The sequence below is a fragment of the Tenacibaculum ascidiaceicola genome, assembly GCF_047470925.1.
Classification (GTDB): domain Bacteria; phylum Bacteroidota; class Bacteroidia; order Flavobacteriales; family Flavobacteriaceae; genus Polaribacter; species Polaribacter discolor.
The window spans coordinates 1-16,328 of the sequence record NZ_JAZKJP010000011.1; the positions used below are offsets into that span (position 1 = coordinate 1).

Below are 16,328 nucleotides of genomic sequence, written 5' to 3' on the forward strand. Positions count from 1 at the left end.
ATCAGCCCCAGTGAGCAGTGGAGATATAACAGAGTGTGAGACAAGTCCAATCCAGACTTTAGATGCCAACGATGCATTATCAAGTACAACAGGAATTACTTGGTACGATGCTTCAACAGGAGGAAATGTAGTTGCAAGCCCTACATTAAATACAGTAGGAACAGCAACTTATTATGCAGAGTATAACGATGGTACTTGTACAAGTTTAACAAGAAGAGCAGTAGTTTTAACTATAACAGGGGCACCAGATGCGGGAAGCAATGGAACGTTAACGATCTGTGAAGGAACGACAATAACAGAGGCGCAGTTATTTGCAGCATTGGAAGGAATACCAGATGCAGGAGGAAGTTGGTCACCAGTTTTAACAGGTGCAGGAACTTATACTTATACAGTAGCGGCAACAAATCCATGTACAAGTGATGCTACCTCTGAAGTAGTGGTAACGGAGCAAGCACAACCAAATGCAGGAACCAACGGAATGTTAACAATCTGTGAAGGAACAACAGTAACAGAAACGCAGTTATTTGCAGAGTTAGGTGGGACGCCAGATACAGGTGGTACTTGGTCACCAGCCTTAGCCGGAGCAGGAACCTATACCTATACAGTAGCAGCAACGAGTTCATGTACAAGTGAAGCTACATCTGAAGTAGTGGTAACAGAAGAGGCTGTTCCTTCGATACCTTCTATATCAGTTGAAAGAGCTACATGTTCAACACCAGGTAGGGCTATAATTACTAATTACAATTCAAGTTTAACTTATGTTTTCAATGATTCAACATTAGCGGTTGATGAAAACGGTGTAATTAACGGTTATAATTTTGGAGTTACTTATACAGTAAGTGTGAGTAGTAGTTGTGGTAGAGGATCTTCTGAAGATTTTGTAGTAAATGGTAGATTATCAGGAGAAGATTGTGTTGATACAGATAACGATGGTATACCAGATGCTATGGATGTGGATGATGATAATGATGGTATACCAGATGTAGAAGAAGGTGATGGTTTGGTAGATACAGATAATGATGGGATTCCAGATTCATTAGATTTAGATTCAGATAACGATGGTATTAATGACGTAATAGAAGGAGGAGATGGAGATTTAGATACAAATGGAGATGGTGTAATAGATTCTAATGATTCAGGGTATACAGACGCTAACGGAGATGGGCAGGCTGATGATTCAGTAGATAATAATGAAGAACCAGATACAGATGGAGATGGTATTCCTGATTACCAAGATTTAGATAGTGATGATGATGGAATTAATGATGTAGTAGAAGGAGGAAATTCTGATGAAGATGGAGACGGTCAAGTAGATAATCCTTCTGAAGATTCAGATGGAGATGGTATAGCCGATAGTGTAGATGGATTTGACGGTCATGGAGATGCCAATTCTCCAGATAATAATACAGATCCAACAGATCCTAATAGTGGAGGAAATGGCGTAGTAGATGATAGTGGAGTAGATTCTGATGGAGATGGTATAGCTGATAGCGTAGACGGATTAGAAGGCTTTGGTGATGCTATTAATGAAGACACTTGTGTGAAAGTTAATAATCTTATGAGTCCAAATGGTGATTCAGCTAACAGTTATTTACATATTGATTGTATTGAGAGTTTCCCTAGGAATACTATTGAAATCTTTAATAGATGGGGTAACACGGTATATAGAGCAAAAGGGTATAATAATAGTAACGTTGTGTTTAGAGGAATTTCTGAAGGAAGAGCAAATATAAATGTAGGTGATAAATTGCCAGTTGGAACATACTTCTATATTTTAGACCTTGGAAACGGAAGTAAAGTTAAAAAAGGCTGGATTTACATTAATAGATAATCTAGGTTTATAAAAAAGACTGATGAATAAAAGTTTTAATCAAATGAAATTATATTTAAGTTTAATCTTAATATGTGCAATGAGTATCTGTATAACCACAGATATTCATGCACAACAAGATCCTCAGTACACACAATACATGTACAATACCATGAATGTGAATCCAGCATATGCAGGATCTAGAGGACATACTGTAATTACTGCTTTAGGAAGAATGCAGTGGGTCGGTTTTGAAGGAGCACCTAATACTCAAAATTTATCTTATGATACCCCGTTAGGATATTCAGGGGTAGGATTAGGAGTTAACCTAATGAATGACCAAGTGGGGCCTTCTAGTGAAATATATTTAGATGCAAATGTTTCTTATAATATTCAAACTGGAGAAGAAGGAAATTTAGCTTTTGGTCTACGTTTAGGAGGAAGATTATTAAACATAGATTGGTCAAAAGGAACCTATAAAGATGATGAAGTGGTTTTTCAAGATAATATCAATAAGTTCTTACCAACAGTTGGGGCAGGTATTTATTATCACCAACCACAGTGGTATGTTGGATTATCTGTACCAAATATTTTAAGAATGGAGCATTATGATGCAGATACTCCAGGAGAGGTAGCTGTAGAAAGAATGCACTTTTTCTTAATCGCAGGGTATGTTTTTGATATAAATGAAGACTTAAAGTTTAAGCCAGCTGCTTTATTAAAAGGAGTTTCAGGAGCTCCTTTATCATTGGATGTTTCAGCAAATTTATTGTTTAATGAAAAATTTAGAGTTGGAGCTTCATGGAGGTGGGATGATTCTATAAGTGCTCTTTTAGGTTTTCAAGCAACCGACTCTTTACTTATTGGATATTCATATGATTTAACAACATCAAACTATAATGTAACAAATTCAGGAACACACGAAATTATGTTACAATATGAAATATTCAAAGATATTAGATATAGGTCCCCAAGATTCTTCTAAAAAAGGAAAAAATGAATTTTAAAAAATTACTAGCACTAACAACAGTATTGTTAGTGTTGGCTGTAAATGGTTTTGGTCAAAGTAGGAAAGTAGCAGACCGTTATTTTGAGGAGTATTCTTATGTTCAATCAGCTAAATTATATAAAGATTTAGTATTAATTAAAGGGGATAGTTCTCAACATGTATTAAGTAGGTTAGCAGAATCTTATTATAACAACTCAGATACTGAAGAAGCAGAGATTTGGTACCAAAAACTTATTTCAAATTTTAACGAAAAGGTTGGAGAAAAACATTTATTTAAGTACGCTCAAGCACTGAGAAGTAATGGTAAATATAAAAAATCAGATTCTATATTTTTAAAATTAACACAATCTCAAAAAAGTGGCTTAGATGAAGAACTTAAAAAAGATAGTTATTTATCAGACTATACCAGTCAAGAAAAAAGAATAGGAGTAAGAAATTTAGCAATAAATACACCGTATTCAGATTTTGGAGGTTTTTTATTGAATGGAAAATCGTATTTCACATCTTCTGTTCCTAATGATTCAAAAAGACAAAAAATATATAAATGGAATAACCAACCGTTCTTAAATATTTACAAGGCAGAAGAGGATATACAAACATTAGAAGGAAGTAAGCAAGATACTATATTAGTTTTAGCCAATGTTCAAAAACTAGGAGAACCAATAGCTTCTGAATTACACGAATCCACACCTGTTTTTACAAAAGATGGAAAAACCATTTATTTTACAAGAAATAATTCAGAAGGAAAGAGGGCTAGAAGAAGTAAGAAAAATACATCTAACTTAAAAATTTATAAAGCTAGTTATGTGAATGGTTATTGGATTAATGTTAAAGAGTTACCATTTAATAATGATGAGTATTCCACAGGTCACCCAGCCTTAAGTCCTGATGAAAAAACATTGTATTTTGTTTCTAATATGCCTGGAGGTTACGGACAATCTGATATTTATAAAGTAGCTATTAAAGGTAAAGATGAGTATGGAGAACCAGTAAATTTAGGAAGCTCTGTAAATACATCAGAAAAAGAAGTTTTTCCCTATATAGGAAATGATAATGTATTGTATTTTTCTTCCAATGGGCATTTAGGTTTAGGACTTCTTGATATTTTTCAAGCAAAAATTAAAGAGGACGGTACAGTATCATCACCAGAAAATTTAGGGTATCCATTTAATAGTAAAAAAGATGACTTTTCATTTTTTATAAGTAAGAATGGTAAAAGAGGCTTCTTCTCATCAAATAGAGAAAAAGGGAAAGGAGATGATGATATTTATAGCTTCTTTATATACACAGATCCGCCAGTTTGTACACAAGTTGTTAAGGGAGTTATCAAAAATAATAAAACAAATGCACCGATAGATGCCGCTATAATAAAACTGATTAATAAGGAAAAAGAGATTATAGCAGAAACAATTTCTAATAACTTAGGTCATTATACTTTTAAAGATGTACCATGTAATAATACTTATACAGTAACAGCAACTAAATTAGATCATAGATCTGGAAGAAGTGTTGTTTTAACTACAGGTAAAGGAAGTAATGAAGTTACAGCAAACCTAAAGTTAACACCATTAATTATAGGAAACCAAATAGTAATAAAACCTATTTACTTTGACTATGACAAGTCTGTTATTAGAGAAGATGCAGAATATGAGTTAGAAAATATTGTAACTGTAATGACAAACCACCCTGAGTTAGTAATTAAAATAGAATCACATACAGATAGTCGTGGTCATAGAGATTACAATAGGATGTTGTCAGATAAAAGAGCAAAATCTACTAGAGATTATATTTTATCAAGAGGTATTGCTAGTAACAGAATTGAAAGCGCGATAGGTTATGGAGAAGACAAACCATTAAACGATTGTGTAGACGGAAAAAGGTGTTCAGAAGAAGAGTATCAGTTAAATAGACGTTCATATTTTTATATAGTAAAAGGAAGTGAATCTATAGAAATAAGACAAGAACAGGAAAAGAAAAGAGTAAGGAAAAGAATAGCTACAAAAAAAAGTAATTTTTTAGAGTTTTTAAGTAAGAATTTAAAGAAATCAGGTAGAAGCTTAAGGCCTGAAAACAATAAGTGTTTTAAAGGAGAAGAAGAAGATTGTGATAGAATAAATAAAGAAATAAAAGTGAATTATAGAAATTAAGATTTACCTATAAATAACTGCAATGTTATCAAATAAGAAAGCTCCTTTTTAAAAGGAGTTTTTTTATTATACACAAGTATAATATTATAGGAAAAATTAAGTTATAAGGTTACATTAACTTATTATCATTATTATTAATTATGAAAAAACTATTTATTCCTTTAGCGTTATTGGCTTTAACAATGACGTCTTGTGTATCAAAAAAGAAGTATGTTGAGTTAGAACAAAAGTACAATGATACAAGAGGAAATTTACAAAAAACAACTCTAGAAAAGGAGCAACTTGAAGCTAAGTTTGCTAAAATTGAAAAGAGAGTTGATGACTACAATGACAAGATTAATTCATTAAAAAGTGTAAATGAATCACTCCATGAAGAGAATAACGTTAAGTTAGACATGGTTGGTAAGTCAGCTGTAATTTCTAATTCTGTAAAAGAAAAAATGAGAGAAACGCTTAAAAACGTTGATCCAGCTGAGTTAGCAAACGCTAAAACGTTAAAAGATTCTATGAATGTGGCGATTGCTCATAACCTTAAAAAATCAATAAATACATCAGAGTTAGAAAACGATGAAGATGTGAATATTGATATTGACCAAACTGTTGTGATGATTTCTGTTTCAGATAAAATGTTATTCAATACAGCAAGTTACAGGGTTAAAAGAAATGCACATAAACTAATAAAAAAATTAGCTGATGTAATTAACTCTGAGCCAAGTATGGATGTTATGATTGAAGGTCATACAGATTCAAGACCAATTCATAATGAAGTTGTTGAAGATAACTGGGATTTAAGTGTAAAAAGAGCAACATCTATTGTTAGACTTTTAGAGAAAAAATACAAGGTAGACCCTAGTAGGTTGATTGCATCTGGAAGAGGTAGTTCAGTACCACTTGTAGAAAATAGTTCAGCTGCTAATAGAGCTAGAAACAGAAGAACTAGAATTGTAATCTTACCAAATTTAGATAAATTTTTTGGTTTATTGGCTGAAGAAGAAAATATCAAGCCTTAATCATTTTAAAACAACAAGAGCCAGCATTATGCTGGCTTTTTGCTTAACTAATTATAGTTCACAGTGACTTTGTAGTAGTTTAAGTGTCTTAAATATATATTAACCTATTAATTAAATTATGAAAAAACTATTGATTTTAACATTCGGAATTCTTTTTATGATTTCTTGTACAGATAAAAAGAAAGAACAGGAAGAAAAACAGAAAATTGAAGCAGCTATAAAAAAAATAGACTCTATTGAAAATGAAGTAAAAGCTGGTATCGATAAATTAAATGAAGCAACAAAGAAGCTTGAGGAGCAGTTGCAAGAAATAGATAGTATATAAATATAAAACTGAATCATTATGAAAAATATAAAACTTATAGCATCAATTGTAATGTTTTTTGCCTTTATAGGAACTCAACAAACATTTGCACAAGGAAAGGGTAAAGGAAAAGAAAAAAGCGTAGAGGTAAAGCAAAAAGGAAAGGATAAAGCTAAAGAAGTAAAAGAAGAACTTGAGCAAGAAGTAGAAGAAGTAAAAGAAAAAGGGAAAGACAAAGCTCAAGAAATGAAGAAGAAAAAAGAGCTGAAAGAAAAAAAGGATAAAAAACAAAGAAAAGATTCAAAGGCAGATAAGGAGAATAAAGGGAAAGGTAATGCCTATGGTCGAGATAAGAATGGTATGAGCGGGAGAGAATTTGGTAAAATGAGATCAAATGAAGCTAAGCAGAGAATTGAAGAGCAAGAAAAAAACATTCGTGACAGTGAAGGTGTTTTAAATAGAGGAAGAGAAAAGGTTAAAAAAGCTCAAGAGAGAATAAAAGAAGCTAAAGAGAATAAAGAAATCTCTGATGAAGAAGCTAAAGAAAAGGAAGAAGTAGTTCGCAAAGCTAATGAAAGACTTAGTGAGTTAGATAAAAAGATTCAAGAGCAAAAAGAAAAAGTTAAAAAAGAGAAAGAAGCTCTAAAGAAAATATTATTTCCAGAAGATAAGAAATAGTAATAAAATTAAATTGTAGTAATTAATAAAAAGAGGTAGTCATTAACTATCTCTTTTTTTTGTTTTAAATGAGTAGATTTTAATTTTTTATTTAAATATTGTGTTCATACCATCTTGTATTCAACCATTGCTTAAAAGTAAGTATGCTTGTAATTTATTTGTGTTAAAGCCATATCATATGCTAGTTACATTAATATATAAGTTGAAGTAGGCTAAATAGTATTGCAATAAAAGTAAAAAAGCTTCTAAATTTAATTAGAAGCTTTTCTTATATAAACACTTTTAAGAGTTGTTATTCATGTAATTTGAAGTTAACAGGAATGTAATATTCAACATTGGCTGTCTTACCATTATGCTCTGCTGGAACAAATTTAGGTAACTTAGAAACCATTCTTTTAGCCTCTTGTTCTAATAATTGACCATTCTCAGGACCTTTCATCTTAATATTGGTTACTTCTCCTTTTTTGTCAATTATAAAGCGTACCCAAACTCTACCTTCAATGTTTTGTTCAGCAGCAGCAGCAGGATAGTTAAAGTTTCTTTGAATATGGCTAACCATTCTTTCGTTGAAACATGTTAATTTTTGCATATCAGGAACTTTTGTACAAGCTTTAAATTGAGGAATACTTTGTACTTCCACAAACTTTACAAAATCAGTAATAACTTTTTCCTTTTTAATAACGTTAGAACTTTTCTTAGCAACAACCTTTTTTGTAGATCTTGATGAATTATTATTAGTTGCCCCAGGAGCTTTAAAAGTAATAGGAACTCCATATTTTACTTTTACAGTTCTACCGTTATGTTTTCCAGGTATAAATTTAGGAAGGTCATTAATGATTCTTTCAGCTTCCTTCTCTAAAGATTCACCACCTTTAGGACCACGCATTAGAATGTCTTCAACATTTCCTTGCTCGTTTATAGTAAATTGAACTAAAACTCTTCCTTGTATTCCAGCATCAATAGCTTCTTTCGGATAGTTAAAGTTATTAATAATGTGTTTAGTCATATTAGTTTCAAAACACTTTGCCTGCTTAATTAATGGAACATTGTTACATTTACTAAACAAAGGAATTTCTTCTACTAAATTAAAAGGAATTTTTTCGATAGTAGAAGAGTTGTCTTCTAACTCAAGTTTACCAATTAATAAAGATTTCTTTTTAATATCAGCTACCTTTTGTGAAGAATTTATACCTCCAATAGCAGAAACCGCTTCTTTGTTCTTACGAACAACACGTCTTCTGGTAGAGACTTCAATAGATAGTTGCTTTTTTGCACCATTATCGGTGTCTTCGATTGCACATTTTGTGATACTGTTTGGATCGGCTATTTGTTCATCTGGAGTAGTACATACTTCCTGTCCTACAGCCGCTAAAGAAAGTAGCATTGCAGCTACTACTAAGGGGAATTTTTTAATCATTGTGCTCTAATTTTAAGTGTTTGGTGAAGTTAATTAAACGTTAACTAACGCTGTAAATATAAATAAAAAATAGAATATAACAAATTTATTCTGTTATTCAGTTAACTAAAGTATTATTTACAGAAATAATAATGAATAAAATTAGTTTTACGGAACTTTAAAAATTATGGGGAGAGCATACTTTACATTCACAAAACTACCTTTATGACTACCAGGTATAAAGTGAGGAAGAGAAGCAATTAGTCTATGTGCCTCCTTTTTTAAAAGATCACTGTTTTCAGGTCCTTTTTTCTTAATATCAACAACATTTCCTTCCTTGTCAATAGTAAATTGTACGAGAATTTTTCCTTCAATTTTTTTTCTTAAAGCTTCCTTTGGGTAATCAAAATTTCTAACAATGTGTTTTATCATTTCTTTTTCAAAACACTTTGATTGTTGTAAAATAGGAGTTTTTTTACACTCGTCAAATAGAGGTATTTGTTCAACTAAGTGAAAAGGAATCTTATCTAGAGAAGTTAGAATATCTTCTTTTATATTTAACTTTTGAACAATAGTGTTTTTACTTTTAATTTCTTCAACTTTATTTGATTTAGTTGAAATAGCATTTGCTTTTCTAAGTTTACGATGTCTTTTTCTTGTCGAAATCTCTTTAGTTTTTTCTGTTTCTAGAGCTTCTTTTACATCTTCTATAGAACATTTGGTAATGCTAATAGTATTCAGGTCTTGGTAATTTTCATTAGGAGTTTCACATTTTTCTTGAGAATAAGAAAATGATATTGAAAATAAAAGAAAGGTAAAGATATGTTTCATTTGTGTGTGTTAAAGAGGAATTTTAAGGAGCACGAAAATAAAATTATCTGAAAACCTAGATAAATATTTTATATTAATTTAAGATTAAATTTATAGGGAAAGAGTAAGTAACATCCACAGGAATTCCTTTTTCTTTACCAGATTCTAACTGAGGTAGTTTGTTGATGATTCGATTAATCTCATTAGTAATAACTTTACTTGGTTTAGAACTAACTACTTGAATGTTTTTTGGATTACCATAAATGTCTATAGTAAATTGAATTAAAATTCTACCATGTATACCTTCTTCTGAGAAGACTTCAGGAAAATAATTCTTTGAAAAATGCTTTTGCATACTGTCTTTAAAACATTTTTTTGCTTTTTCGTTAGAGCTATTTTTACATTTAGGAAATAATGGAACTTCTTCAACTACAGAGAATAAAACTTCTTTAGTTTGAGATTTTAAAGAGTTTTTTATTGATAAATCATTAGTTGTCGTAGAAATAGAAATTTTAGAAGAAGCATTTAAGCTTGATTGACTTTTTTGTGGTAATTTTCTTGTTTTTTTTATCCTATTTCTAGCAATTAGTGTTTTTGTAGTTCTTTCTCTTGGATTTTGTTTTTCATTAACAATATTGCATTTGTTTACACTTATAATATTTAAATCAATAGTATTGTCTTCTTTTGTTGTACATACTTCTTGCGCTATTACTGTAATAGACGATGTAATAAGAAATGTTAAAAAAAGTAAAATTGTTTTCATAGGACTAAAGAGCTTGTTTGTTGACGTAAAAATCACTCTTTTTTACTTTTTTGCTCTTAAGTAATTATGATAAATCTATTAAGTAATATGTTCTTTAATGTTATGAATATTAAATAAATATTAAGTGAAATTAGAGCATAAAAAAGCCTCCATAAATTATGAAGGCTTTACTAATTATATAATATATTGTATGTTACTACTTTACATTCATTAACTCTACATCAAAAATTAAGGTTGCATTAGGAGGAATTACACCACCAGCACCTTGTGCCCCATATGCTAAGTCTGAAGGAATTACTAAACGAGCTTTATCACCCACTTTTAATAACTGAATACCTTCATCCCAACCAGGAATTACTTGACCTACACCTATAGCAAAATCGAAAGGTTGTTTACGTTTGTAAGAAGAATCAAATACAGTTCCGTCTAATAATTGACCTTTATAATGAACAGAAACCATAGCTCCTTTAGTAGCTTGTTTTCCATCTCCGTTTTGTAAGATTTTATAACGTAATCCGCTTGGAGTTTCATCGTATCCAGCAGCTACTTGATCTAATAATTCTTTTTGTTTAGCTTTTGCTTCAGCTTCACGTTTTTCACGAGCTCCTTCAAAAGTTCTAAAAGATTCTACTGCATTAAAAGCTTCAGCAGCATCACCAACACGTATAATTTCTACGTCCATAGTATCGTCTTGAGCAATCGCATCAACAACATCTTGTCCTTCTACAACACTACCAAAAACAGTATGCTTACCGTCTAACCAAGGAGTAGCAACATGTGTAATAAAAAATTGAGAACCGTTTGTTCCAGGTCCTGCATTAGCCATTGATAATTTTCCTGGAGCATCGTGCTTTAATTCAGGGTGAATCTCATCATCAAATTTATAACCAGGATTTCCTGTTCCTGTTCCTTGAGGGCAACCACCTTGAATCATAAAGTCAGCAATTACACGGTGAAACTTTAAACCGTTGTAATAAGGAGTTCCTTGTGGTTTTGCTGAGTTCTCTAAGTTACCTTCTGCCAAAGCAACAAAGTTACCTACAGTTCCAGGAGTTTTTTCATATTCTAAGTTTACTAAAATATCACCTTTTGGAGTGATGAACTTTGCATAAATTCCGTTATCCATTTTTCTCTTGTTTATTTATATATGTACGATTCCTATATCCAAAATTTAGGAAAAAAAGAATCTTAAATTATTAAAATAGCTAAATCATTGTTTTTCTTAGCAATGACAAAGTTAGTTTTTTACTGATAAAGTTGAAAGGTTAAAGCTTAAACCTATGTTAATGTTGTTTGAATTGACATTACCGAAAGGAGAATAATATCTACCCCCAGAAGCAATTATAGAAACATGGTTAACTATATCGTAACTCAACCCAATTGTAGGACGAATTATAATTCCTTCGTCAGTATCTACACCAGCACCTCCACCAGCACCAGCCATAATTTCTATAAAACCACGCGCTTTATTATTAAAAAAATAAGGACTGTATATACCACCGCCAACTAATCCGTGAGCATAACCACCAGAACGACCATCGTAAGCAAAACCAGCTTCTCCTGCAACATACAATGAATGATTCAAGTCATAATTAACTTTAAAACCAATTAATTGCAAGTCAATTTCAGTAGCGTCTAAAAGGTCATCTGTTTTAGCAACATCAAAATAACTTTGATTTTGTACTTCAAAACGTAACCCTTTTGTATTGTAAGTGTTATTTTCTTCAGAAGATACTCCGCCGTTTAATCCGAAGTATTTTAATCCAAAACCGAAGGTATATGCTTCTAAATCACCAGCTATAGCACGATAGTAACCTCCATGGCCACTAATAGCAATATTTTTAAATATCTTTAAATCGATACCTGCAGAAGGGTAGATCATCAACCCACCTTCAGGAGCCACACGGCCACCAGCAGCACCAACACCTAATTTTCCGAAGATATTAATGTACTTTGATTGATATGGATGATATCCTGCACCAACAAATAAATCCATAAAACCAGCACGTAAACCTCTATAAATAGCATCAGTATGTGCAAATAAGAAGGTATTTTCGTTCAAGTATTTTTGATACTCAAAACCTAGCACATATAGTATCTCATTAAGGTCGTCTCCATTATCTTTTTTTGAATCCCCAATAGGCTTAAAGAAATCAAAACGAATTTGTTGCGCATTTTTAACGACTGGTTTGCTCCAAAAACTATCTGGAGAAAGGTTGTCCGCTACAAACTTTTGATGTGCTTTATCATAATCAGTAAAACGTAAAATACTCGGTATCTCTACAAAGAAAGAAACTGAATTACTCTTTATTTCTCCTGATAAAAAGTTAACGTGACTATATTGTATTCCGAAAGAATAATCATTCTTTTTATATTGCAATCCTATATTAGGATTGATAAATCCACCATCATTTACCAAGTAGCGATATCCACCACCACCACCAATATGGAAGTTGGCATCAATATATAAATTTTTGTATAGTTGTTTATTTATTCCCAATTCAGCTCCTAAGGTAAATAATCCACCTTGATCTCCTGTGACAGCAAAATGGAATCCAGCTCCACCGTATAGCCAATCGTTAATAGGAATTTGGTAGTGTAAACCAGTTAGTCCCATCGCTGGTTTTAAGCTAGGAAATTCATCCGTAGGCATTTCAACAGGAATAAAATTCAACCGAACTTTATTGTGTAATTCTTTTCCCTGTAAACTCGATAAACTCTCTTGACTGTGTATTGAGGAAAAAGAGAAAAAAGAGAAAAGAAAAAATACTATGTAGTGTTTTTTAGAATTCACTAGTGAAATGTAATTTTACCGTAGGGTATTTACTTTGTGTCATTTGAATTGTAAAAGGAGAGTCGGCTAAAAATACTAACTGACCTTGTTTATCTTTAGCTAAATAACGTTGTTTTACACGTTTAAACTCTTTGAATTCTTCATTTTTAGGGTCTTCTGGTTCAACCCAACAGGCTTTGTGTACAGCAATATTTTCATAAGAACATTTAGCTCCATATTCATGCTCTAAACGATACTGAATTACCTCATACTGTAAAGCTCCTACAGTACCAATAATTCTTCTTCCATTCATCTCCATTGTAAATAACTGCGCAACTCCTTCGTCCATTAGCTGATCTAAACCTTTGTATAATTGTTTAGCTTTCATTGGGTCAGCATTGTTTACATAACGGAAATGTTCTGGAGAGAAACTAGGAATTCCTTTGAAGTTTAATTGCTCTCCTTCAGTTAAGGTATCTCCAATTTTAAAGTTTCCTGTATCGTGTAAACCAACAATATCACCTGGGAAAGATTCTTCAACAATTTCTTTCTTTTCAGCAAAAAAGGCATTAGGGCTAGAAAACTTTACTTTCTTACCGTTACGAACATGTAAGTAAGGGGTATTTCTTTTAAAAGTTCCAGAAACAATCTTCACGAAAGCTAAACGATCACGGTGTTTAGGATCCATATTTGCATGAATCTTAAATACGAATCCAGTTAGTTTTTCTTCTTTTGAATCAACTAAACGTTCTTCAGCTTGTTTTGGTTGTGGGTTTGGAGCAATATCAATAAAGCAATCTAATAATTCCTTCACTCCAAAGTTGTTTAAAGCGGAACCAAAGAAAACAGGCTGTAAATCTCCATTCACATAAGCTTCTTGATCAAACTCTGGGTATACTTCATTCACTAATTCTAATTCTTCACGAAGTGTATTTGCAGAATTTTCTCCAACAATTTTATCTAGCTCAGGATTATCTATATCATCAAATTCAACACCTTCAGAAATGGTTTGTTTATTGTCTCCAGAAAATATATTTAGTTTCTTTTCCCAAATATTATAAATTCCTTTAAAGTCGTATCCCATTCCGATAGGGAAACTTAAAGGAGTTACTTTTAAACCTAATTTTTGCTCAACTTCATCTAATAAATCAAAAGCATCTTTACCTTCACGATCTAATTTGTTGATAAAAACAATCATCGGAATTTTACGCATACGACAAACCTCTACTAATTTTTCGGTTTGTTCCTCAACCCCTTTTGCAACATCAATAACTACAATAACACTATCAACCGCAGTTAAAGTTCTAAAGGTATCTTCAGCAAAATCCTTGTGACCAGGTGTATCAAGAATGTTTATTTTCTTGTCTTTATAAATGAAAGCTAATACAGAAGTGGCTACCGAGATACCACGTTGGCGTTCAATTTCCATAAAATCGGAAGTAGCTCCCTTTTTAATTTTGTTATTTTTTACCGCTCCAGCTTCTTGAATTGCTCCACCAAAAAGTAATAACTTTTCAGTTAGGGTAGTTTTACCAGCATCGGGGTGTGATATAATTCCGAATGTACGTCTCTTCTGTATTTCTTCTAAAAAACTCATCTATAAATTTTAAGGTTGCAAAGATACATTTTAAAGCGAACTGTTCAAAAGGTTTTAATTGTTGAACTGGTCTCAATTTCGTAAGTTTGCTTTTCGTAAATTTTCTAGATGAAAGAGCAAGTAATTTTAGTTGATCAGCAAGACAATCCGATAGGATTAATGGAAAAGATTGAGGCACATGAAAAAGCTTTACTACACAGGGCATTTTCGGTATTTGTTTTTAATGATAAAAATGAATTGATGTTGCAACAACGTGCTGCTGAAAAATATCATTCACCTTTATTATGGACAAATACTTGTTGTTCACACCAAAGAGATGGAGAGTCGAATATAGAGGCTGGAAAACGTAGGCTACAAGAGGAAATGGGATTTTCTTGTGAGTTAGAAGAGGTGTTTTCTTTTATCTATAAAGCACCATTTGATAATGGTTTGACAGAACATGAATATGATCATGTAATGATTGGTAGATTTAACGACGAACCTATTGTAAACCCAGAAGAAGTAGCTTCATATAAATGGATGCCTTTAGAAGAGGTGAAAAATGATATAGAAAATCATCCAGAAGAATATACAGCTTGGTTTAAAATAATTTTTAAAGAATCTTACGATAAAATATCTAAGTATATTTAATATGCCCAAAGTAACAGTTCATAGAAAAGCACATTTTAATGCTGCACACAGGTTATTTAATCCTAAATGGTCTGACGAGAAAAATCATGAGGTTTTTGGTAAATGTAGCAATCCTAATTATCATGGTCATAATTATGAGTTAATTGTTTCATTAACTGGTGAGATAGATCAAGAAACAGGTTATGTGTATGATTTAGGTAAACTGAAAGATTTAATTAAGTTGAAGGTTGAAGATGTTTTAGATCATAAAAACTTAAATATTGAAGTTGAAGAGTTTAAAAGCATTAATCCTACAGTAGAAAATATATCTGTAGTAATTTATAATAAATTACGTGTAAGTATTCCTGAAAAATTAGACTTAGAAGTTACATTATACGAAACTCCAAGAAACTACGTAACTTATAGAGGTGCATAATCTATGATAAACCAATTACTACGATTTACTCCAATTTTAAAACAAAAAATTTGGGGAGGAAAAAAACTAAACCAACTATTTCATAAAAACTCAGACGGATCCAATATTGGTGAGAGTTGGGAGATTTCTGATGTAGATGGAGATGAATCAATCGTTAGTAATGGTAACCTAAAAGGGAGGACATTAAGAAGTCTTTTAAAAGAATATAAGTACGATTTAGTAGGTAATTATGTTTATAAAACTTTTGGAAAACAGTTTCCGCTGTTAATAAAGTTTATAGATGCTAAAGAAGTACTAAGTATTCAGGTACATCCTGATGATGATTTAGCAGGACTTCAAGAGTCTTATGGAAAGACCGAAATGTGGTATGTAATGCAAGCTGATGAAGAGGCTAGTATTATAATAGGGTTCAAAGAAAATTCAAGTAAAGAAGAATACATACAGCATCTTGATAATAAAACACTTTTAAGCATATTAAATGTTGATAAAGTAACTAAAGGAGATGTGTATTTTGTACCTCCAGGTAGAGTGCATGCTATTGGAGCAGGTTTATTGATTGCGGAAATACAGCAAACTTCAGATATTACTTATCGTATTTATGATTGGGATAGAAAAGATATTGATGGTAATTACCGAGAATTGCATACAGAAAAAGCATTAAAAGCAATAGACTTTTTAGCTAAGAATACTTATAAAACAACTTACTCTAAACAAGAAAATGTAGCAAGTCAAGTAGTTACATGCCCTTATTTTACAACGAATATCCTTCCTGTAAAAGGAAAGAAAGAAGTTGATTTATCAAGAAAAGATAGTTTTATAATATACATGTGTGTGGAAGGAGAAGTAACATTTTTTTATAATAATCAACAAGAAATTATAAGAAAAGGAGAAACAATCTTGGTACCAGCATGTATTGACAAAGTAGAAATTTTATCAGAAGGTTCTTCAGAATTATTAGAAACGTATATAAAATAAGCTTAAGAGAA

15 protein-coding genes are annotated in these 16,328 nt (G+C 31.7%); 9 read left to right on the forward strand and 6 right to left on the reverse strand.

Annotated features, from left to right (window positions below; translation table 11 throughout):
* From VBY68_RS11140 to VBY68_RS11165, 6 genes are all read left to right on the forward strand, one after another.
* On the forward strand, positions 1–1,831 hold a 1,831-nt coding region (locus VBY68_RS11140; protein WP_415269775.1), incomplete at its 5' end, for a gliding motility-associated C-terminal domain-containing protein.
* 43 nt (positions 1,832–1,874) lie between these two features.
* Positions 1,875–2,795: a PorP/SprF family type IX secretion system membrane protein gene (locus VBY68_RS11145; RefSeq protein WP_415269776.1), complete on the forward strand. Its 921-nt coding sequence runs from the start codon at positions 1,875–1,877 to the stop codon at positions 2,793–2,795.
* 11 nt (positions 2,796–2,806) lie between these two features.
* The gene (locus tag VBY68_RS11150; RefSeq protein ID WP_415269777.1) at positions 2,807–4,966 is read left to right on the forward strand and encodes an OmpA family protein; all 2,160 of its coding nucleotides are present in this window, start codon (positions 2,807–2,809) and stop codon (positions 4,964–4,966) included.
* A 140-nt stretch (positions 4,967–5,106) separates the two neighbouring features.
* Positions 5,107–5,976 (forward strand): OmpA family protein, encoded by an 870-nt coding sequence (locus tag VBY68_RS11155; RefSeq protein WP_099216279.1) that lies wholly within the window; start codon positions 5,107–5,109, stop codon positions 5,974–5,976.
* Positions 5,977–6,094: 118 nt separating this feature from the next.
* On the forward strand, positions 6,095–6,301 hold the full coding sequence (locus VBY68_RS11160; protein WP_124591056.1) for a hypothetical protein: 207 nt from the start codon (positions 6,095–6,097) through the stop codon (positions 6,299–6,301).
* Between the two features lie 18 nt (positions 6,302–6,319).
* Positions 6,320–6,958 (forward strand): hypothetical protein, encoded by a 639-nt coding sequence (locus VBY68_RS11165; protein WP_415269778.1) that lies wholly within the window; start codon positions 6,320–6,322, stop codon positions 6,956–6,958.
* Between the two features lie 292 nt (positions 6,959–7,250).
* Here the strand turns inward: VBY68_RS11165 and VBY68_RS11170 are convergent, their stop codons facing one another.
* From VBY68_RS11170 to VBY68_RS11195, 6 genes are all read right to left on the reverse strand, one after another.
* Positions 7,251–8,375: an energy transducer TonB gene (locus tag VBY68_RS11170; RefSeq protein ID WP_415269779.1), complete on the reverse strand. Its 1,125-nt coding sequence runs from the start codon at positions 8,373–8,375 to the stop codon at positions 7,251–7,253.
* 147 nt (positions 8,376–8,522) lie between these two features.
* Positions 8,523–9,185, reverse strand: a complete 663-nt coding sequence (locus VBY68_RS11175; RefSeq protein WP_415269780.1) for an energy transducer TonB — start codon at positions 9,183–9,185, stop codon at positions 8,523–8,525.
* Positions 9,186–9,258: 73 nt separating this feature from the next.
* Positions 9,259–9,927 (reverse strand): energy transducer TonB, encoded by a 669-nt coding sequence (locus VBY68_RS11180; protein ID WP_415269781.1) that lies wholly within the window; start codon positions 9,925–9,927, stop codon positions 9,259–9,261.
* 196 nt (positions 9,928–10,123) lie between these two features.
* Entirely contained in the window at positions 10,124–11,053 is a 930-nt protein-coding gene (locus VBY68_RS11185; RefSeq protein ID WP_415269782.1) for a peptidylprolyl isomerase, read from the reverse strand.
* Positions 11,054–11,164: 111 nt separating this feature from the next.
* On the reverse strand, positions 11,165–12,601 hold the full coding sequence (locus VBY68_RS11190) for a hypothetical protein (RefSeq protein WP_415269783.1): 1,437 nt from the start codon (positions 12,599–12,601) through the stop codon (positions 11,165–11,167).
* Positions 12,602–12,710: 109 nt separating this feature from the next.
* Positions 12,711–14,297 (reverse strand): peptide chain release factor 3, encoded by a 1,587-nt coding sequence (locus tag VBY68_RS11195; protein ID WP_121147201.1) that lies wholly within the window; start codon positions 14,295–14,297, stop codon positions 12,711–12,713.
* A gap of 108 nt (positions 14,298–14,405) precedes the next feature.
* On the opposite strand from VBY68_RS11195, the gene idi reads away from it, so the two are divergent.
* The 3 genes from idi to VBY68_RS11210 are packed head-to-tail and all read left to right on the forward strand — an operon-like array spanning position 14,406 to position 16,317.
* On the forward strand, positions 14,406–14,927 hold the full coding sequence (gene idi, locus VBY68_RS11200) for an isopentenyl-diphosphate Delta-isomerase (protein ID WP_121147202.1): 522 nt from the start codon (positions 14,406–14,408) through the stop codon (positions 14,925–14,927).
* A gap of 1 nt (position 14,928) precedes the next feature.
* Positions 14,929–15,342 (forward strand): 6-pyruvoyl trahydropterin synthase family protein, encoded by a 414-nt coding sequence (locus tag VBY68_RS11205; protein ID WP_121147203.1) that lies wholly within the window; start codon positions 14,929–14,931, stop codon positions 15,340–15,342.
* Between the two features lie 3 nt (positions 15,343–15,345).
* Complete coding sequence (locus tag VBY68_RS11210) at positions 15,346–16,317, forward strand: type I phosphomannose isomerase catalytic subunit (protein WP_415269784.1); 972 nt, start codon at positions 15,346–15,348, stop codon at positions 16,315–16,317.
* Positions 16,318–16,328 lie beyond the last annotated feature (11 nt).